The organism is Pseudomonas mohnii (genome assembly GCF_900105115.1).
In the GTDB taxonomy this organism is placed as follows: domain Bacteria; phylum Pseudomonadota; class Gammaproteobacteria; order Pseudomonadales; family Pseudomonadaceae; genus Aquipseudomonas; species Aquipseudomonas mohnii.
The window spans coordinates 4,901,067-4,917,488 of sequence record NZ_FNRV01000001.1; the positions used below are offsets into that span (position 1 = coordinate 4,901,067).

General features: G+C 59.7%; 21 protein-coding genes. 15 read left to right on the top strand and 6 right to left on the bottom strand.

Features of this window, described 5'->3' with window-relative positions; all coding sequences use genetic code 11:
- Positions 1-11: 11 nt before the first annotated feature.
- Both BLV61_RS22730 and BLV61_RS22735 read left to right on the top strand, forming a co-directional pair.
- Entirely contained in the window at positions 12-602 is a 591-nt protein-coding gene (locus BLV61_RS22730) for a YceI family protein (RefSeq protein ID WP_047526541.1), read from the top strand.
- Between the two features lies 1 nt (position 603).
- On the top strand, positions 604-1,761 hold the full coding sequence (locus tag BLV61_RS22735) for a phospholipase D-like domain-containing protein (protein ID WP_090467554.1): 1,158 nt from the start codon (positions 604-606) through the stop codon (positions 1,759-1,761).
- 179 nt (positions 1,762-1,940) lie between these two features.
- Here the strand turns inward: BLV61_RS22735 and bglX are convergent, their stop codons facing one another.
- Positions 1,941-4,232, bottom strand: coding sequence for a beta-glucosidase BglX (gene bglX, locus BLV61_RS22740; RefSeq protein ID WP_047526548.1), 2,292 nt, complete (start codon positions 4,230-4,232; stop codon positions 1,941-1,943).
- Between the two features lie 262 nt (positions 4,233-4,494).
- Between bglX and BLV61_RS22745 the strand changes: the two genes are divergently transcribed.
- From BLV61_RS22745 to BLV61_RS22770, 6 genes are all read left to right on the top strand, one after another.
- Positions 4,495-5,100: a LemA family protein gene (locus BLV61_RS22745; RefSeq protein WP_090467557.1), complete on the top strand. Its 606-nt coding sequence runs from the start codon at positions 4,495-4,497 to the stop codon at positions 5,098-5,100.
- A gap of 28 nt (positions 5,101-5,128) precedes the next feature.
- A complete protein-coding gene (locus BLV61_RS22750) occupies positions 5,129-5,881 on the top strand; it encodes a TPM domain-containing protein (RefSeq protein WP_090467560.1) in 753 nt (250 codons plus the stop codon).
- A 32-nt stretch (positions 5,882-5,913) separates the two neighbouring features.
- A complete protein-coding gene (locus tag BLV61_RS22755) occupies positions 5,914-6,531 on the top strand; it encodes a TPM domain-containing protein (protein WP_090467562.1) in 618 nt (205 codons plus the stop codon).
- Positions 6,532-6,663: 132 nt separating this feature from the next.
- Positions 6,664-6,960 carry a helix-turn-helix domain-containing protein gene (locus BLV61_RS22760; protein WP_090467564.1) on the top strand — a complete coding sequence of 99 codons (297 nt, stop codon included), beginning with the start codon at positions 6,664-6,666 and terminating at the stop codon, positions 6,958-6,960.
- Positions 6,947-7,303: a putative holin gene (locus tag BLV61_RS22765; RefSeq protein WP_090467566.1), complete on the top strand. Its 357-nt coding sequence runs from the start codon at positions 6,947-6,949 to the stop codon at positions 7,301-7,303. The genes BLV61_RS22760 and BLV61_RS22765 overlap by 14 nt, the downstream gene beginning before the upstream one ends.
- Positions 7,303-7,581, top strand: coding sequence for a phage holin family protein (locus BLV61_RS22770; protein ID WP_047538330.1), 279 nt, complete (start codon positions 7,303-7,305; stop codon positions 7,579-7,581). The genes BLV61_RS22765 and BLV61_RS22770 overlap by 1 nt, the downstream gene beginning before the upstream one ends.
- A gap of 24 nt (positions 7,582-7,605) precedes the next feature.
- Here BLV61_RS22770 and BLV61_RS22775 read toward each other — a convergent pair whose 3' ends face one another.
- A complete protein-coding gene (locus tag BLV61_RS22775) occupies positions 7,606-8,031 on the bottom strand; it encodes a helix-turn-helix domain-containing protein (protein ID WP_090467568.1) in 426 nt (141 codons plus the stop codon).
- 300 nt (positions 8,032-8,331) lie between these two features.
- Between BLV61_RS22775 and BLV61_RS22785 the strand changes: the two genes are divergently transcribed.
- The 3 genes from BLV61_RS22785 to BLV61_RS22795 all read left to right on the top strand — a co-directional run bounded on the left by BLV61_RS22785 (position 8,332) and on the right by BLV61_RS22795 (position 10,325).
- Positions 8,332-8,610: an Ogr/Delta-like zinc finger protein gene (locus BLV61_RS22785; RefSeq protein WP_081997822.1), complete on the top strand. Its 279-nt coding sequence runs from the start codon at positions 8,332-8,334 to the stop codon at positions 8,608-8,610.
- A gap of 2 nt (positions 8,611-8,612) precedes the next feature.
- A complete protein-coding gene (locus tag BLV61_RS22790; RefSeq protein WP_090467572.1) occupies positions 8,613-8,975 on the top strand; it encodes a hypothetical protein in 363 nt (120 codons plus the stop codon).
- 135 nt (positions 8,976-9,110) lie between these two features.
- The gene (locus BLV61_RS22795; RefSeq protein WP_090467575.1) at positions 9,111-10,325 is read left to right on the top strand and encodes a class I SAM-dependent methyltransferase; all 1,215 of its coding nucleotides are present in this window, start codon (positions 9,111-9,113) and stop codon (positions 10,323-10,325) included.
- 37 nt (positions 10,326-10,362) lie between these two features.
- On the opposite strand, the gene BLV61_RS22800 is transcribed toward BLV61_RS22795, so the two are convergent.
- Entirely contained in the window at positions 10,363-11,253 is an 891-nt protein-coding gene (locus tag BLV61_RS22800; RefSeq protein WP_090469957.1) for a DMT family transporter, read from the bottom strand.
- Between the two features lie 237 nt (positions 11,254-11,490).
- On the opposite strand from BLV61_RS22800, the gene BLV61_RS22805 reads away from it, so the two are divergent.
- The 3 genes from BLV61_RS22805 to BLV61_RS22815 all read left to right on the top strand — a co-directional run bounded on the left by BLV61_RS22805 (position 11,491) and on the right by BLV61_RS22815 (position 12,897).
- Positions 11,491-12,072, top strand: coding sequence for a DJ-1/PfpI family protein (locus BLV61_RS22805; protein WP_047526566.1), 582 nt, complete (start codon positions 11,491-11,493; stop codon positions 12,070-12,072).
- 14 nt (positions 12,073-12,086) lie between these two features.
- Positions 12,087-12,392 carry a ribbon-helix-helix domain-containing protein gene (locus BLV61_RS22810; RefSeq protein ID WP_090467577.1) on the top strand — a complete coding sequence of 102 codons (306 nt, stop codon included), beginning with the start codon at positions 12,087-12,089 and terminating at the stop codon, positions 12,390-12,392.
- A gap of 160 nt (positions 12,393-12,552) precedes the next feature.
- On the top strand, positions 12,553-12,897 hold the full coding sequence (locus BLV61_RS22815; protein WP_047526570.1) for a YegP family protein: 345 nt from the start codon (positions 12,553-12,555) through the stop codon (positions 12,895-12,897).
- Between the two features lie 55 nt (positions 12,898-12,952).
- On the opposite strand, the gene BLV61_RS22820 is transcribed toward BLV61_RS22815, so the two are convergent.
- Both BLV61_RS22820 and BLV61_RS22825 read right to left on the bottom strand, forming a co-directional pair.
- Complete coding sequence (locus tag BLV61_RS22820; RefSeq protein WP_047526571.1) at positions 12,953-13,840, bottom strand: dihydrodipicolinate synthase family protein; 888 nt, start codon at positions 13,838-13,840, stop codon at positions 12,953-12,955.
- Between the two features lie 29 nt (positions 13,841-13,869).
- Entirely contained in the window at positions 13,870-14,652 is a 783-nt protein-coding gene (locus tag BLV61_RS22825; protein WP_090467579.1) for an aldolase, read from the bottom strand.
- Positions 14,653-14,762: 110 nt separating this feature from the next.
- Between BLV61_RS22825 and BLV61_RS22830 the strand changes: the two genes are divergently transcribed.
- Positions 14,763-15,305 carry a helix-turn-helix domain-containing protein gene (locus BLV61_RS22830; RefSeq protein ID WP_090467581.1) on the top strand — a complete coding sequence of 181 codons (543 nt, stop codon included), beginning with the start codon at positions 14,763-14,765 and terminating at the stop codon, positions 15,303-15,305.
- A gap of 57 nt (positions 15,306-15,362) precedes the next feature.
- Here the strand turns inward: BLV61_RS22830 and BLV61_RS22835 are convergent, their stop codons facing one another.
- Positions 15,363-16,382 (bottom strand): DUF4917 family protein, encoded by a 1,020-nt coding sequence (locus BLV61_RS22835; protein WP_090467583.1) that lies wholly within the window; start codon positions 16,380-16,382, stop codon positions 15,363-15,365.
- Positions 16,383-16,422: the final 40 nt, after the last annotated feature.

A 16,422-nucleotide genomic window follows, 5' to 3' on the forward strand; every position in this document is an offset into this window, starting at 1 on the left:
CACGAGTCACTATGTTCAAGCGTTCCATCATCAAAAGCTTCTCCATCCTGCTGTTGGCCGGCGCTTCGTTGTCGGCCCAGGCCAACTGGTACCTGGACGGCGAGTCTTCGCGGCTGTCGTTCGTCAGCACCAAAAACGCCAATGTTTCCGAAGTGCAGCGCTTTCTGGTGTTGCACGGCAAGGTCGATCCCAAAGGGGTGGCCGAGGTGGAGGTCGAGCTTGAATCGATCAACAGCGGCATTCCGTTGCGCGACGAGCGCATGCGCAAAGAGCTGTTCGAGATCGACAAGTTTCCCGAAGCGCTGATCACCACGCAGATCGATCTGCGCCCGATCAACGATCTCGCCCCCGGTGCGCAGCTGGAACTGCGCTTGCCGCTCACCGTCAACCTGCATGGCCAGCAACACACCTACAACACCGAGTTGCTGGCGACCCGTCTCGATGACCGGCGCTTTCAGGTGGTGACGCTGGAGCCGGTGGTGATCAATGCCGAAGACTTCGACCTGGCCCCCGGCCTGGAAGCGTTGCGCAAGCTCGCCGGGCTGTCGGCGATCAGCCTGTCGGTGCCGGTGGGTGCCGTCCTGATCTTCACGGCGCGCTGACATGGCCGGCCCCGTCTTTCCCTGGCGTGAAGGCAACCACTTCGAACTGCTGATCGACGGCCCGCAGTTTTTTCCGCGCATGCTGGTGGCGATTGCCCGTGCCGAGGAGCAAGTCGAACTGGAGTTGTACCTGGTGGAGGCGGGTGCCTGCGCCGAGGCGATGGTTCAGGCGTTGGTCCAGGCCGCCGGGCGCGGTGTGCGGGTGCGTTGCCTGTTCGATGATTACGGCAGCCTGGCCTTCACGTTGAACCTGCGTCAGCGCCTGATGGCCGCCGGGGTCGAGCTGCGTTTCTACAATCGCCTGAGCTGGCGGCGTTGGGTCGGTAATTTCTACCGCGATCACCGCAAGCTGTTGCTGGTGGACCAGAGCCTGGCGGTGGTCGGCGGCACCGGTGTCACCGATGAATTCTGGACGCCGGGCGAGGATGTCAGTGAGTGGCACGAGGTGATGGTGGAAATCACGGGGCCGCTGGTCCTTGACTGGCAGTTGCTGTTCGATCGGCAATGGATCGCCAACCGCCATCGCCGCGCCTGGAAACCCGCCTCGCACTTCGGCCTGCCGCGCTTGCCGCGGGTGCCCTCCACGGGCGAGGGCATGGGCCGGGTCGCCTATGCCGACGCCCGTCAGCATCGGGACATCCTGCATTCGCTGGTTCGTGCCTTGAACAGCGGGCACAAGCGAGTCTGGCTCGCCACCCCTTATTTTCTGCCGACCTGGAGAGTCCGGCGTTCATTGCGTCGCGCGGCCAGCCGCGGTGTCGATGTGCGGCTGCTGCTGACCGGGCCGCGCACCGATCACCCTTCCGTGCGCTATGCCGGGCATCGCTACTACCCGCGACTGCTCAAGTCCGGGGTGAGGATTTTTGAGTACCAGCCCTGCTTCCTGCATTTGAAAATGGTTCTGATCGATGACTGGGTGAGCATCGGCTCGTGCAATTTCGATCACTGGAATTTGCGTTTCAACCTCGAAGCCAACCTTGAATCACTGGACGCCGGACTGACCCGGGCGGTGAAGGCGAGTTTCGAAAACGACTTCGCCTTGAGCCAGGAAGTGAGCCTGGAGTCGTGGAAGCGCCGACCGCTGTGGCGGCGGGTGAAGCAGAGGGTATGGGGATGGGTGGATCGGGTCGTGGTGAATCTGCTGGATCGGCGGGGATAGGCGCAACACCAAAAAACACTGTGGGAGCGGTCTGGCAGTCACATCCAAGGTGTCTGTCAGGCCGCCATCGCTGGCAAGCCAGCTCCCACAAGTCCGAAGGTGTTACTTGATTTTGTGAACGATCCAAAAACCTGTGGGAGCGAACTCGCTCCCACAGGTACTTCCTGCAGCTCTAAGGATTACAGCAGTTCAAAGCTCTGCTGCGTCACGTCCTCGGAATCCAGGCCGATCTGCACGTTGAACTTGCCCGGTTCCGCCGCGTACTTGAGCTGGGCGTTGAAGAACTTCAGGTCGTCCTCGGTGATGGTGAAGTGCACGACCTTCTGTTCGCCGGCCTTGAGCATCACTTTCTGGAAGTTCTTCAGTTCCTTGATCGGCCGGATCATTGAGCCGGTCACGTCCTGGATGTACAGCTGTACCACGGTTTCGCCATCACGCTGGCCAGTGTTTTTCACCGTGACGCTGGCGTCGAGCTTGCCGGTCTTGTTCAGCGTGGTCGATGACAGGGCCATCTCGCTCAGGCTGAAGTCGGTGTAGCTCAGGCCATAGCCGAACGGGTACAGGGGGCCGGTGGTGTCATCGAAATACTGCGAGGTGTAGTTGCCCGGTTTGCCCGGCGTGAACGGCCGGCCAATGGTCAGGTGGTTGTAGTAGGTCGGAATCTGCCCCACCGAACGCGGGAAGGTGATCGGCAGTTTGCCGGACGGGTTGTAGTCGCCGAACAGCACGTCGGCGATGGCGTTGCCGCCTTCGGTGCCGCTGAACCAGGTTTCCAGGATCGCGTCAGCCTGTTCCTTCTCTTCGAGAATCGACAGCGGACGGCCGTTCATCAGTACCAGCACCAGCGGTTTGCCGGTGGCTTTCAAGGCGCGGATCAGCTCACGCTGGTTTTCCGGGATATTGATGTCGGTGCGGCTCGAGGATTCGTGGGACATGCCACGGGATTCACCCACGGCGGCCACCACGACATCGGCATCCTTGGCGGCCTTGACCGCTTCGTCGATCAGCTCATGGGCCGGGCGCGGGTCATCCACCACTTCCGGTGCATCGAAGTTGAGGAAGTTCAGGTAATCGAGGACTTTCTTGTCGTTGGTGATGTTGGCGCCACGGGCGTAGATCAGCGTTGCCTTGTCGGCGACGGCGGCGTTCATGCCGTCGAACAGGGTCACCGATTGCGCGGGTTTCCCGGCGGCGGCCCAACTGCCCATCATGTCGATCGGCGCCTTGGCCAGCGGACCGACCAGCGCGATTTTCGCGGTTTTCTTCAGCGGCAGGGTCTCGTTCCGGTTCTTCAGCAGCACCAGGCTGCGACGCGCCACATCGCGGGCTTCGGCGCGGTGCAGGCGGCTGTCGGCGTAGGTGTCGGCCGGGTCATCCTCGGCCTTGCCGATGCGCAGGTACGGGTCCTTGAACAGGCCCATGTCGTACTTGGCGCCCAGTACGGCACGCACGGCGTTGTCGATATCGCTTTGCTTGATCTCGCCAGACTTCAACAGCCCCGGCAGCTCTTTGCCATAGAGCGTGTCGTTCATGCTCATGTGGATGCCGGCCTTGATCGCCAGCTTCGCCGCTTCGCGACCGTCAGCGGCCACGCCGTGCTTGATCAGTTCGAAAATCGCGCCGTGGTCACTGACCGCCAGCCCCTTGAAGCCCCACTCCTTGCGCAGCAGGTCGTTCATCAGCCAGGTGTTGGCGGTGGCCGGCACGCCGTTGATCGAGTTCAGCGCGACCATCACCCCGCCAGCGCCGGCGTCAATGGCGGCGCGGTAGGGCGGCAGGTAATCCTGGTACATCTTGACCGGGCTCATGTCGACCACGTTGTAGTCGCGACCGCCCTCGACGGCGCCGTACAAGGCGAAGTGCTTGACGCTGGCCATGATGCTGTCGGCGGCATTCGCGCCGGCGCCCTGGAACGCCTTGACCATCACGCCGGCAATCCGCGAGACGAGATAAGTGTCTTCGCCGAAGCCTTCGGACGTGCGACCCCAGCGCGGGTCGCGGGAGATGTCGACCATCGGCGCGAAGGTGATGTCGAGGCTGTCAGCCGCGGCTTCCTTGGCGGCGATGCGCCCGGACAGGCCGATGGCATCCATGTCCCAGCTCGAGGCCAGGGCCAGCGGGATCGGGAAAATGGTGCGGTGGCCGTGGATCACGTCATAGGCGAAGAACATCGGGATCTTCAGCCGGCTGCGCATCGCCGCGTCCTGCATCGGGCGGTTTTCCGGGCGGGTGATCGAGTTGAACGTACCACCGATCTTGCCGGCCGCGATTTCCTTGCGGATCAGCTCCCGGGGCATTTCCGGGCCGATGCTGATCAGGCGTAACTGGCCGATTTTTTCATCGAGGGTCATTTGCTTCATCAGTTTGCTGATGAAGGCGTCCTTGTTCTCCAGGGGTGCGGGTGTCGTGGCGGCCAATACGTTATGACTGGCCAGGCTGACGAGCAGGCCCAGCAAACACAGCTTCTTCATGAATAGTTTTCTCAAGGGCCCAAACGGCGAGTACACACGCCGGCCAGCCAAAATTTAGGGAGCGACTATTGTTGTTCGGGTGCAGACTCGATAAACGACAGCCAAAATACGGCAGCCGAATCGGATGTGTCTTTGCGCAGGGGCTCTTTTTAGCCCATCGGCCCGTTGCAATCCAGAGGCGCGGGCGATTATGCCCCAAGAGCCGACTCAGAAGGTTTCACGGTCGGTTTTTTCAATAAATGTACAACGGAGCATCATCCTGATGAATGTCAGTCCAACCTACCGTTCTCGCTTGCAGGTCGCCACGCTGCTGGTGCTGGCCACATTGCTGACTGCCTGCGGCATCAACAATATTCCGACCCTCGATGAACAGGCCAAGGCTGCCTGGGGCCAGGTGCAAAACCAGTATCAGCGCCGTGCCGACCTGATTCCCAATCTGGTGGAGACCGTCAAGGGCTACGCCAAGCACGAAGAGGCAACCCTGACCGCCGTGATCGAGGCCCGGGCCAAGGCCACGTCGATCCAGGTCGATGCTTCGACCCTGGACGACCCGGCAAAACTCAAGCAATACCAACAGGCCCAGGATCAGCTCAGTGGTGCGTTGAGCCGGTTGATGGTGGTCTCCGAGCGCTACCCGGACCTCAAGGCCAACCAGAACTTCCTGGCCCTGCAATCGCAACTTGAAGGTACCGAGAACCGCATCGCCGTCGCCCGCCGCGATTTCATTCTCGCGGTGCAGAAGTACAACACCGAAATCCGCACGTTCCCCGGACGCCTGTGGCACAGCGTGATGTACAGCAATCTGCCGATTCGCGAGACCTTCGAAGCCACGCCGGGTTCGGAGAAGGCGCCCGAGGTCAAATTCTGAATTGCCGTCGGTGCTGTCGAGGTTGCCAATGCGAGCGTTGAAGATAGGCCTGATGCTGTTGGTCTGGTGGGTTGCCCTGGCGGCCCAGGCCGAATTGAAGTTTCCGCAGCTGACCGGCCGGGTGGTGGATAACGCCCAGATGATTGAGCCAGCGGTGCGCGAGCAACTGACGCAGCAGCTTCAGGCTCATGAAAAAGCCACCGGCGAGCAGGTGGTCGTGGTCACGGTGCCGGACTTGCAGGGCACCGACATCGCCGATTTCGGCTATCAACTGGGGCGCTACTGGGGGATCGGGCAGAAGGACAAGAACAACGGAGCCTTGCTGATCGTGGCCCGTGACGAGCGCAAACTGCGCATCGAAGTCGGTTATGGCCTGGAAGATCGCCTGACCGATGCGCAGAGCTCGGTGATCATCCATCAGGTCATCACCCCGTCCTTCAAGGCCGGTCACTTCAGCAAAGGTATCAGCGACGGGGTGGCGGCGATGTTGGTGGTGCTGGGTGGCAACGCCCTGGACGAGCCATCGACCGCCTATGAATCCAGAGGCGATCCGGGTGACGATTTCGTCTCGCGGCATCCGGGTATCTTCGTGTTTTTGGTGCTGCTGTTCATCCTGACTGTGTTTGTCTGCCAGATGCTCGGTATCCTTCCCGCCGGCCGTGGGGGGGCGGGCGGCTCCGGAGGCGGTTTCGGCGGTGGAGGTTTCGGCGGCGGTGGCGGCGGTGGCTTCAGCGGCGGCGGGGGCAGTTTCGGGGGCGGTGGTTCGTCGGGCGGCTGGTGATAAAAACAATAGCGAACAGGCATCTTCAAGACATGGCATTACTCACTGAACATGAACAACGCAAAGTGGCCGAGGCCATTGCCCGGGTCGAGCGCGACACCGACGCGGAGCTGGTGACCGTGCTCGCGGCCCGCGCCGACGACTATGCGTACATCCCGCTGCTCTGGGCCAGTCTGCTGGCGCTGGTGGTGCCGGGTATCGTGCATTACCTGACGGGGTGGTTGACCCTGCACAGCCTGCTGCTGGTGCAATGGATCAGTTTCATCGTCCTGTGCCTGGTGTTCCGCCTGCCGAAAATCACCACCCACCTCATCCCGCGCGCGGTGCGGCACTGGCGTGCTTCCAACCTGGCGCGGCGACAGTTCCTGGAGCAAAACCTGCACCACACGGTTGGCCGCACTGGTATGTTGATATTCGTCTGTGAGGCCGAGCGCTATGTAGAAATTCTGGTAGATGAAGGGATCTCCAGTCGCCTGGACGACAAGAACTGGGACGCGATTGTCGCGACGTTCACCCAACAAGTGCGGCAAGGACAGACGTTGCAGGGGTTCGTCAACTGCGTCGAGGCGTGCGGCGAGTTACTCAAGGTTCATGTGCCGGTGACCCATGTGCGCAACGAGTTGCCCAATCGCCTGGTAGTGCTTGGCTAGGCATTTTGACCACGATCTTTTGTAGCGCTTCCAGGGACAATGACCGTCGGTTGTCCGGGTTCAGGCCAGTCTTCAACATCTCTCCTAACAGTGAACGCCGCACGACGGGCGTTCTGATAAGAGAGAGTTCCTATGTCAATGCATCAAATGCTCGACTCTTTGGCTGGCGCCCGCGGCGGCGCGCAGGCTCTGCCGGTGCAACTGACGGCCAAAGAAACACAAACCCTGATGTGGTGCTTCAAAGGTAAAACCTCGTGGGAAATCGCCAGGATTCAGAATTGTTCGGAATCCACGGTCAACTTCCACTTCTCCAATATTCGCCGCAAGTTTGCGGTCAGGTCTCGTAGCGCTGCCTTGCTCAAAGCCATTGAGGCGGGCGCCATCAGCGTGGGCGAGGTTGAATGGCGAGGCCCCCATGAGCCTGACTGACTCGACCTACAACAGTGTCGGTGGACTGCTGTTGGGCTTGGGTGTCGCGACTCTGCCCGCGATTGATGGCGAGGTGCTGTTCGGTGCATCGCTCGGGGCGTGGCTGGTGACCACGACGCGCTCCAATTTCAAGGCGTGGCAGCGTATCGGCTCCTGGTTGCTGTCGGCGGGCGTCGGTTATCTCTTCACGCCGGTGGCACTGCCGTTGACCCCATTCCTGACAGCGGGTGTGACGGCGTTTCTTTGTGCGCTGGTCGTCATTCCCATCAGCATCAAGCTCATGCTGTGGATTGACGGTGCCGCCCTGGGGGAAATCGTTCGGCATTTGAGAGGGCGAGGATGATGGGTGATGACGCCGTTGCACTTGCCCTCATAACCGGCATTGCTCATTTGTTGAGTGCATTCAGGCTGGCCTGTTATCAGCGTGATGAAATGCGACACCGTTGGCGCGACGGACTGTTGACCAGCCTGTGTGGGGGGCTGTTTTGCGTGGCCGGGATGGATGTACTTATAACCTCTGTACCTGTGAGTCCATGGCATTCAGTGGTGAGCGTGTTGTTATGCGTACTGATCATACGAAATGAAGGAAATATCATTGTGCTATGGCGCGCCTTGAAGTAACCGCACTTCTGTTTAGATATGACTTTATGTTTCTTTCGATGGTTGAAGTGTCTTAAGGATGGCGGTCATTTCCGCTAGTTGAAGTTCCATATCACGCAGGCGTCGCTTTTCCTCCAGTGCATATTGAATGGCGTGGCGATCCTCTTCATTGAGCAATCGCCATAACGCGAGAATTGTATTTTCCCGGTTCGAATTGTCTTGATTTTCCTCGGATGACTGCCCGGGAACAGGCCGTAATACCGGCCCTTCACCGAGCAGTAACCAATCAAGAGAGATGCCACGGGTTTGTGCGATATCTACGCATAATGAGTATGGTGTGCTATCGCGACCTTTCCAGCTACTGAGGGTTTGCGGGCTGATCTTTAGTGCGGAGGATAATGATGCATCGCTTTTAGTACCGGTAATTTGCTTCAGGCGCGTCAGAACAGCCTGTGATTTTTTGCTACGCAATTTGAGCCTCTTCCTTTTGACATATGCTTTTTGAGTGCCTAACTTATGCGTAATGAGTACTTTTTTTCTTGTGAGTAATCAATCGTCAACTATGAATCAGAAGAATACGATGTCGAAACTTCCTAATGGTAGCAAGGTGATTTCCTACGGGTTTAGTTCTTACCCAATACGCTTCTGCCCATTGCACTTCCCTTTGTCCGGCAGGCGCCATTCGCAAGAACGGATCCTGGCGAGCAACGCTTCCAGCAGTATTGCGTTTGACAATCTCGATTACCACCAGATGACCACCGGGAAGCAGGCATGAGTACTTACAAGATGGTGTGTCCGCACTGCTTGAGCCGAATGCGTATTCGAACCAGCGAGGGCCGTCATATTTTTCTGCGGGTCGCCTATTTGCAATGTACGTCGGAAGCGTGCGGCTGGTCGGTTCGCGCCGAGTTCGAAATGACCCATGAACTTTCCCCCAGTGGAATGCCCAACCCGGCGGTTCGGTTACCTTGCGCCGGGCCGGACTTGCGCCGTGCCGCCCGGCCTGTTGCAGTCAGTGAAACATCGACGGACACGCAACAGGAGCCGTGAGCATGAACGAAGTCGATGAAAACCCGGAATTGAATGAGGATCTGCTGGCCATGGCCCAGGCCTTTCTGGTTCGACATGAAAGCGACGGATTGCTCGATGACCAGGTGTTGTTCTGTCGTGCCGTCAAGCATTTGCAAAGTGTCGATGTGCCCATGCATGTGGCGGAAAGACTGGTCAGTCATGCTTATGGGGAGCTCAAATCGAGCCATGATCGTCGGCGCCTGGACATCGCCGCGAGTTCTGAAACCGTCGCGGTGGTGACTGACCCGCTCAACGGTCTTACCTGGGCGGTACCGGTCGGGCTGATCGTCAAATACGTGATCAATTCGCCGAGTAACCGTAAGCTTCGCCTGGTTGAGCCGTGACGCTTTAAAGGCATTTATTCAGGTCTTGGGTGGCGTGACCAAGACCTGCCACAAAATAACCCCGTGCCCAAAACCCCCGGCCCCCCTAAAATACCCGGCATTCCCCCCGATTCGTATCGCCCGAGGCCGTTTTTCATGTCTGTCACCGCCACTCCCGCCAGCCTCGTGCCGGATCATCACGCTCAATTCATCGATTTGCTGCAATCGAGCCTCGATCAGAATGCCTTCATCAAACTGGTGCTGGCCAAATACGTCGGCGAAGAGGCGGAGCTGCAGCGGATCATCATCAAGCCGGTCACCGTCAAGTCGCAGCCTTGCCTGTCCTTCGTCTATCGCTACAAAACCCGCGACATCACCAAGAACCTGCCGCTGGCCGAAGGGGTGGCAAGCATTGCCGAACTGCTTCCCGCGTCGTTCAAGAATGCGCATTTACTGTCGTTGACCGATGAAGCCCAGCTCGAATACAGCAAAAAGGGCAAGCCTTCACTGTTTAAGAGCAAACCCCAGCAATTGCGTGAAGTGCCGTCCGCCGAGCACAACCGCGAGAAAAACCGCTTCCTCGACCTGAGCCGACCGTTTCTCGCCGACCTTGGCGTGACCAACAAGCAGCATGAGCTGATCCCGGCGATGTCGCGCAAGTGGAAGCAGATCAACAAATTCATCGAAGTGTTCAGCCACGCCCTGACCTCGTCACCCTTGGCGCTGGACAAGCCCGTGCGCGTGGCGGACTTCGGTTCGGGCAAGGGTTACCTGACCTTTGCCATTCACGATTACCTGCGCAATACCTTGAACGCCGAGGGCGAAGTGACGGGTGTCGAGTTGCGTGAGGACATGGTCACCCTCTGCAATGCCGCCGCGGCCAAGCTTGAGCATCCGGGGCTGGTCTTCAAGTGTGGTGACGTGCGCAGCGTGGCGCCGAGCGAGCTGGACGTCATGATCGCGCTGCACGCCTGTGATATCGCCACCGACTACGCGATTCACACCGGTATCCGTTCCGGCGCGTCGATCATCATGTGCTCGCCGTGCTGCCATAAACAGATTCGCCTGCAAATCCAGAGCCCGGCATTGCTCAAACCGATGCTGCAGTACGGTTTGCACCTGGGCCAGCAGGCTGAGATGGTGACCGACAGTCTGCGTGCGCTGTTCCTCGAAGCCTGCGGTTACGAGACCAAGGTGTTCGAGTTCATCTCACTGGACCATACCAACAAGAACAAGATGATCCTGGCGGTCAAACGCGCCGAGCCGGTGGACCCGGCCCAGCTGTTGGTGAAGATCCAGGAGCTGAAGGATTTCTACCACATCAGCGAGCATTGCCTGGAAACGCTGCTGCGGGCTGACGGCTACCTGTGAACCCATGTAGGAGCCAGCTTGCTGGCTCCCACAGGATTTATGCGGTGGCAATGCGCGCGGGTTTGATGGCGGTCTTGCGTCCCAACATCACCGTCACGATCACTCCGGCGGCAAACAGCCAGGTGATCGGCTCGACGTGTTCGCCGAAGAACAGCGCCGAGAAGGCGATGGTGAAGAAGATCTGCAGCAACTGGATCTGACTGACCCGCGCAATTCCGCCCATGGCCAGCCCGGCGTACCAGGCAAAGAACCCGATGAACTGCGAAAACAGCGAGACATAGCCGAAAGCCCACCAGGTTTTCGCCGAGATATCGCCTTGATGTTGCAGCGCCAGGTACACCACCGGCCCGATCAACACGGGCGTCGACAGCACCAGCGCCCAGCAGATCACCTGCCAGCCGCCCATTTCCTTGGCCAGGCGTCCCCCTTCGGCATACCCCAGGCCGCCCACGGCAATCGCTCCGAGCATCAGCAAATCGCCGGCCTGAATGCTCCCGGCACCGCTGATCAGCGCATACCCCAACACCAACGCACTGCCCAGTGCGGCGCAGGCCCAGAACGCCTTCGACGGTCGTTCATGGGACAGCCATGCCGCGTACAACGCCACGCACAGGGGCTGCAGGCCATTGACCAGGGCGCCATGGGACGCCGGCAAGGTTTGCATGGCCCAGGCCGACAACACCGGGAAGCCCAGGATCACCCCGGCAATCACCAGGGTCAGGCCTTTGACCTGCTTCCAGGTCGGCCATTTCTCACGACGCCAGAGCAACAGCAGTGCCGCGGGAATCGCCGCGAACAGGGCCCGGCCCAAGCCGTTGAGCAGTGGGTGGAGCTCTTGCACGACGATTCGCGTGAAGGGCAGGGTGAGGCTGAAGATCACAACGCCGAGCAGGCCAAGGGCCATGCCGGTGTTTTCGCGGGAGGACATGATGGCAACCAGAATCGAGGTGGGTGGGGGTGCCTTCATCTAGCCATAATTGGCGGGGAGCGCGCTGTTACAGCTAGGTGCAGAGTTATCCGTACAGTTTGAGGACGCCTTCGCGGGCAAGCCCGCGAAGAACGGTAACGCGGTCCATCAGGTAGTAGCAGGTTATTACCCGACCCGCCGGATAAGGACTACCTTGAATACTCCTGCAAGCCCACGTTTTCCAGAGGAGTCCTCCCCATGGCGGCTAAAAAAATTCTGATGCTGGTTGGCGATTACGTCGAAGACTACGAAGTGATGGTGCCTTTCCAGGCGTTGTTGATGGTGGGTCATACGGTACATGCGGTGTGCCCGGACAAAACCGCCGGCCAGACCGTGCGCACGGCGATCCATGACTTCGAAGGCGACCAGACCTACAGCGAAAAGCCCGGTCACCTGTTTGCCCTGAACTTCGACTTCGCCAAGGTCGCGGCAGCGGACTACGACGCGCTGCTGGTGCCCGGTGGTCGTGCGCCGGAGTACCTGCGGCTGAACGAAAAAGTCCTGGAGCTGGTACGGGATTTCGACAAGGCCGGCAAACCGATTGCCGCCGTGTGCCACGGCGCGCAGTTGCTGGCGGCGGCAGGGATTCTCGAAGGCCGTGAGTGCAGTGCTTACCCGGCCTGCGCGCCGGAAGTGCGCCTGGCCGGCGGTACGTATATCGATATTCCGGTGACGGACGGCCACGTTCAAGGCAATCTGGCCACCGCGCCGGCCTGGCCTGCCCACCCGAACTGGCTGGCGGGTTTCCTTGGGTTGCTGGGCACCAAAATCACGCTGTAACGAGGGACCTTTCCATGTGCGAGCTCTACGTCAAAGCTGACCCGATTCTCTACGAATCGCGCTCCCGCTCGCTGCGCATCTGCGGAGTGGTCACCACCCTGCGGCTGGAGAATCAGTTCTGGGACATCCTCAGCGAAATCGCCGAGGTCGACGGCATGACCACCAACCAGTTGATCGCCAAGCTGTATGAAGAGGTGATGGACTACCGCGGCGAGGTGGTGAATTTCGCCTCGTTCTTGCGCGTGAGTTGTACGCGGTATCTGAGTCAGCGGCGGGTGGCGACGCCTGAATTGTCGGTGGTGAAACGCTCAGTGTTATAGGTTTTTCGGCGTACTTGCCGGCCCCATCGTCGGAACGCCGCCCGGAGCAGGCTCGCTCCCGGGCGGCGTTCCGACGATGGCGGCGGCTCAGGCGACAGATTTGCCGGGCTGGTCTTTACTCTGAAGCGCGCAACCTCTCAATCGCCAAAGGAGAAAGAGCATGTCCGGATGGTACGAAGTGAGCAAAAGCATCAGCGGTCAATTCAGGTTTGTACTGAAGGCGGCCAATGCCGAGACCATTCTGACCAGCGAGCACTACAGCACGCGCGCCGCAGCCGATAAAGGCATCGCGGCGGTGCAGGCCAACAGCCCGATGGATGAGCGTTACGAGAAAAAAACCACCAGGGATGGCCACCCTTATTTCAACCTCAAGGCCGCTAACCACGAGATCATCGGCACCAGCGAGGCCTTTTCTTCTGCGACCGCTCTGGAAAAAGGCATCGCCAGTGTGAAGGCCAACGGGCCAACCAAGGTGATCAAGGACAAGACATTGCCGGTGCTTTGAGGCACTTGTCGGAGCGGGCAAGCTCGCTCCCACAGTGGTTTTATGAGGTTGGAAGTCAGCGCAGAGTGTTCAACAGCCCCTGGAGCTGATCGCGTCCAGCCTCACTCAACGGAAAAACCGGTAACCGCGGATCGCCCGATTCCAGCCCGGTGGCACGCAACCCAGCCTTGATGGTCGCCGGCAGGCCACCCTTGAGAATGAAGTCCAGCAAGGGCAACTGGCGATAGAACAGCTCGCGCGCCTTGCTCAAGTCGTTTTCCAGCACCGCCTGATACAAGTCGAGGTTGAGCTGCGGGATCAGGTTTGTTGCCGCCGTGCACCAGCCCTTGGCCCCGGCGGCAAACGCTTCCAGCGCCAACGGGTTGCAACCGTTGTAAAACGGCACCTGACCTTCGCCCAGGCGTTGCAGTTGATGCATGCGCTGGATGTCGCCGGTGCTCTCCTTGACCATGGTCACGTTTTCCACGCCTTTGACGATGCGCAAAATCAGGTCCACCGACATGTCGGTGCCGCTGGTGGCCGGGTTGTTGTAGAGCATGATCGGCACACCGATGCTGTCGCCGATGGCGCGGTAGTGGGCGAGGATTTCCGCTTCGCTGAGTTTCCAGTAGGCGGTTGGCAACACCATCACCGCATCGGCACCCTGGGCTTCGGCGAAACGTGCGCGGCGCACTGCTTTGGCAGTGGTCAGATCGGACACGCTGACAATGGTCGGCACGCGTTTGGCCACGTGTCTGATACTGAATTCGGCGACTTGATCCCACTCTGCGTCGCTCAGGTAAGCGCCTTCCCCGGTGCTGCCCAGCGGGGCGATGGCATGCACGCCGCTGTCGATCAAACGGTCGATGGAGCGCCCGAGCGCGTCGAGGTCGACACTTTCACCCTGGGCGGTGAAAGGCGTGATGGTGTAGCCGATGATGCCGTGAATGGTTGTGCTCGACATGGTGTCTCTCCGTGGTAAAAGGTCGGGGTTCAGTTCAGGCAATCGGCGTGTTGACGCAGGTTCTGCCGGGCGTAGTAGTTGAAAGCGGCGGCGTGTCGTTTGGGCCGGGCGATCCAGTCATGGGCTTCACGGCCCAGCTCGGGGATGATCGGCTTGATGGTCCCGGCGCTCATCGCCAGCAGTTGCAGCCTGGCGGCGCGTTCGATCAGTTGGGCAATCACACAGGCTTCCTCGATGGTGCCACCGGTGGACAACTGGCCGTGATGGGAAAGCAGGATCGCCCGTTTGTCGCCCAGGGCCCCGGCAATCAACCCGCCTTCTTCATTGCCGACCGGCACACCAGGCCAGCCTTCGAGAAACGCGCAGTCGTCGTAGAGCGGGCAGAGGTCCATGTGGGAAATCTGCAGCGGCACTTCCAGCATCGACAAGGCCGCAACGTGGGTCGGGTGGGTGTGAATGATGCAGTTCACATCCGGCCGGGCGCGGTACACCCAACTGTGGAAACGGTTGGCCGGATTGGGCATGCCATGGCCGGCAAGCACGTCCAGGTCTTCATTGACCAGCAACAGGTTGCTCGCGGTGATTTCGTCAAAACCCAGGCCCAGTTGTTGAGTGTAATAGGTGCCTGGCTGCGGGCCGCGGGCGGTGATTTGCCCGGCCAGTCCGGAATCATGGCCGTTCTCGAACAGAATGCGGCACGTCAGGGCCAGCTTTTGCCGGTCGGTCCACGTATTATCCGCGAGGGTGTTTTGCATCTGGGTCAGCGCTTGCTTGACCAGTTGCTCTTTGGGCAGTGCTAAGGTCTTGGCCATATCGGTGTCCTTTGGGGTGATTCATGCAGATGACACTAAAGAGGCTATATGACACTTTGTGTCATTGGCAAGGACAAATCGTCGGCTCCTTGATGGATTAATCGCTCCACATGTCTATCCGTTTGAAATTACTCAGAAAAAAACTTGGCGTGACACTTGAAGCCTTGGCCGAAAAATCCGGCATGACCAAGAGCTATCTGTCGAAAGTCGAGCGCGGGCTGAACACGCCGTCGATCGCGGCTGCCCTGAAACTGGCCAAGGCGCTGAACGTGAAGGTCGAGGAGTTGTTTTCCGAGGACAAGGTCAGTCTCGACGGCTACAGCCTGGTGCGCAGCCATGAGCGCCAGTCCCTGGCGGCCAACGATCAAAGTCCCGGCTACGCGGTGCTGGCCCATCAGGTCAGTGAACGCAGCCTGCTGCCATTCATCATTTATCCGCCCGCCGAATTCACCGACAAAGCCTTCAAGGAACACACCGGGGAGGAGTTTCTGTTCGTCCACGAGGGGCAGGTGGAAGTGGACTTTATGAACGAGCGAGTGCTGCTCGATCGCGGTGACGCGCTGCACTTCAACGCGCAAAAACCGCACCGGATACGGTCAGTGGGAGAGGTTCAGGCGCAGTTGCTGGTGGTGGTGCACAGCAACGAGGAATGAGCCTGGCGCTGTTGTGGCGAGGGCGCTTGCTCCCTCGCCACCGATCAAGTGCCGGCCTCAGACTTCGACCGGAACGGTCAGCTTCGGGCTACCCAATGCATGGGTCTTCGAGTCAAAAAAGCGCAACTCAATACCCGTCCCCTCAAACACCTTCGCGTAATAGCGCTTCTGATGCTGGATAAACGCCTTGCTGCGCGGATAGATCGAGATCGCCACCCGCTGCGGTTTCGCCTGACGCAAGGCGTGCACAATGTGGCTGTCCTGCTCACCCAAGGCATGGCCGAAAATGCACAAGCCCTCGCCATGACTCAGTAACTGGTCGTAGCAGAACGACAGATAATCCGAGCTGCGAATGGTCTTGAGCTTGTCCGTGCTCGGCCCTTCGTTGATGAACAGCGGCACGTCGTCGAGGGTCTTGATCGTATTGTTGATCGCGAAATTACCCAGCAATGTGCCCTCGGTCGACATCAGCTTGCGCGCCGTGCCGTCCTGATTGCGCACCAGGTGCAGGCCACCGTGCAGGTACAGCAAGCGGGTTTTGTCGGTGGCGGTGGCGCTGAGGTCGAAGCCGGGCTCGTCACCCTGGAACAGATCGGTGATCGCCTGCGGCGAGTGCTGGATCGCCCAGTAATTGAGCAGATCGTAGTTGGTGGTGAATACCGTGCGGTAGCGGGCCAGTTCCTGATTGATCGAGCCCAGGGTCGACGCCTGGACCAACCGCCACGGGATATGCACCGCGTGCACGGTGTTGATCAAGGCTTCCTTGATCGCATAGTAACGATTGCGCGGGGCGGCGGAGCTGACGGCCAGGGCCTTGTTGACCCGGCTGGTGGTTTTCAGCGCGCTGAGCACTTGTTCGAAACTGCGGGTTTGCAGCGCATCGAACACACTCAATTCCGATTGGCTCAGGGGCTTTTCTTCGACGGTGCGGGCGTTCTCGAACAGCGAGTCGTAGCCGAAATCGTCCCACACGGCGCGGCTGGCGCCGTTGCCCACCAGCAAGCCGGCGAACGCAGCGCTTGAGCGCAAGGCGTTCCAGTCTTCAAGTTGGGCGTCGACATCCTGTAAATCGGTCATTGCGTTTGTCGTCTCGAAGCAAAAGGTCTGATGGGCGGCG

Bases quoted from the DNA above. Each gene is read 5' to 3' on its own strand.
- BLV61_RS22805 (WP_047526566.1), top strand. From the start codon at position 11,491: ATGGCGGCTAAAAAAATTCTGATGCTGGTTGGCGATTACGTCGAAGAC.
- bglX (WP_047526548.1), bottom strand. From the start codon at position 4,232: ATGAAGAAGCTGTGTTTGCTGGGCCTGCTCGTCAGCCTGGCCAGTCAT.
- BLV61_RS22755 (WP_090467562.1), top strand. From the start codon at position 5,914: ATGGCATTACTCACTGAACATGAACAACGCAAAGTGGCCGAGGCCATT.
- BLV61_RS22830 (WP_090467581.1), top strand. From the start codon at position 14,763: ATGTCTATCCGTTTGAAATTACTCAGAAAAAAACTTGGCGTGACACTT.
- BLV61_RS22750 (WP_090467560.1), top strand. From the start codon at position 5,129: ATGCGAGCGTTGAAGATAGGCCTGATGCTGTTGGTCTGGTGGGTTGCC.
- BLV61_RS22800 (WP_090469957.1), bottom strand. From the start codon at position 11,253: ATGTCCTCCCGCGAAAACACCGGCATGGCCCTTGGCCTGCTCGGCGTT.
- BLV61_RS22810 (WP_090467577.1), top strand. From the start codon at position 12,087: ATGTGCGAGCTCTACGTCAAAGCTGACCCGATTCTCTACGAATCGCGC.
- BLV61_RS22815 (WP_047526570.1), top strand. From the start codon at position 12,553: ATGTCCGGATGGTACGAAGTGAGCAAAAGCATCAGCGGTCAATTCAGG.
- BLV61_RS22770 (WP_047538330.1), top strand. From the start codon at position 7,303: ATGGGTGATGACGCCGTTGCACTTGCCCTCATAACCGGCATTGCTCAT.
- BLV61_RS22795 (WP_090467575.1), top strand. From the start codon at position 9,111: ATGTCTGTCACCGCCACTCCCGCCAGCCTCGTGCCGGATCATCACGCT.
- BLV61_RS22730 (WP_047526541.1), top strand. From the start codon at position 12: ATGTTCAAGCGTTCCATCATCAAAAGCTTCTCCATCCTGCTGTTGGCC.
- BLV61_RS22745 (WP_090467557.1), top strand. From the start codon at position 4,495: ATGAATGTCAGTCCAACCTACCGTTCTCGCTTGCAGGTCGCCACGCTG.
- BLV61_RS22835 (WP_090467583.1), bottom strand. From the start codon at position 16,382: ATGACCGATTTACAGGATGTCGACGCCCAACTTGAAGACTGGAACGCC.
- BLV61_RS22765 (WP_090467566.1), top strand. From the start codon at position 6,947: ATGAGCCTGACTGACTCGACCTACAACAGTGTCGGTGGACTGCTGTTG.
- BLV61_RS22820 (WP_047526571.1), bottom strand. From the start codon at position 13,840: ATGTCGAGCACAACCATTCACGGCATCATCGGCTACACCATCACGCCT.
- BLV61_RS22735 (WP_090467554.1), top strand. From the start codon at position 604: ATGGCCGGCCCCGTCTTTCCCTGGCGTGAAGGCAACCACTTCGAACTG.
- BLV61_RS22790 (WP_090467572.1), top strand. From the start codon at position 8,613: ATGAACGAAGTCGATGAAAACCCGGAATTGAATGAGGATCTGCTGGCC.
- BLV61_RS22785 (WP_081997822.1), top strand. From the start codon at position 8,332: ATGAGTACTTACAAGATGGTGTGTCCGCACTGCTTGAGCCGAATGCGT.
- BLV61_RS22825 (WP_090467579.1), bottom strand. From the start codon at position 14,652: ATGGCCAAGACCTTAGCACTGCCCAAAGAGCAACTGGTCAAGCAAGCG.
- BLV61_RS22760 (WP_090467564.1), top strand. From the start codon at position 6,664: ATGTCAATGCATCAAATGCTCGACTCTTTGGCTGGCGCCCGCGGCGGC.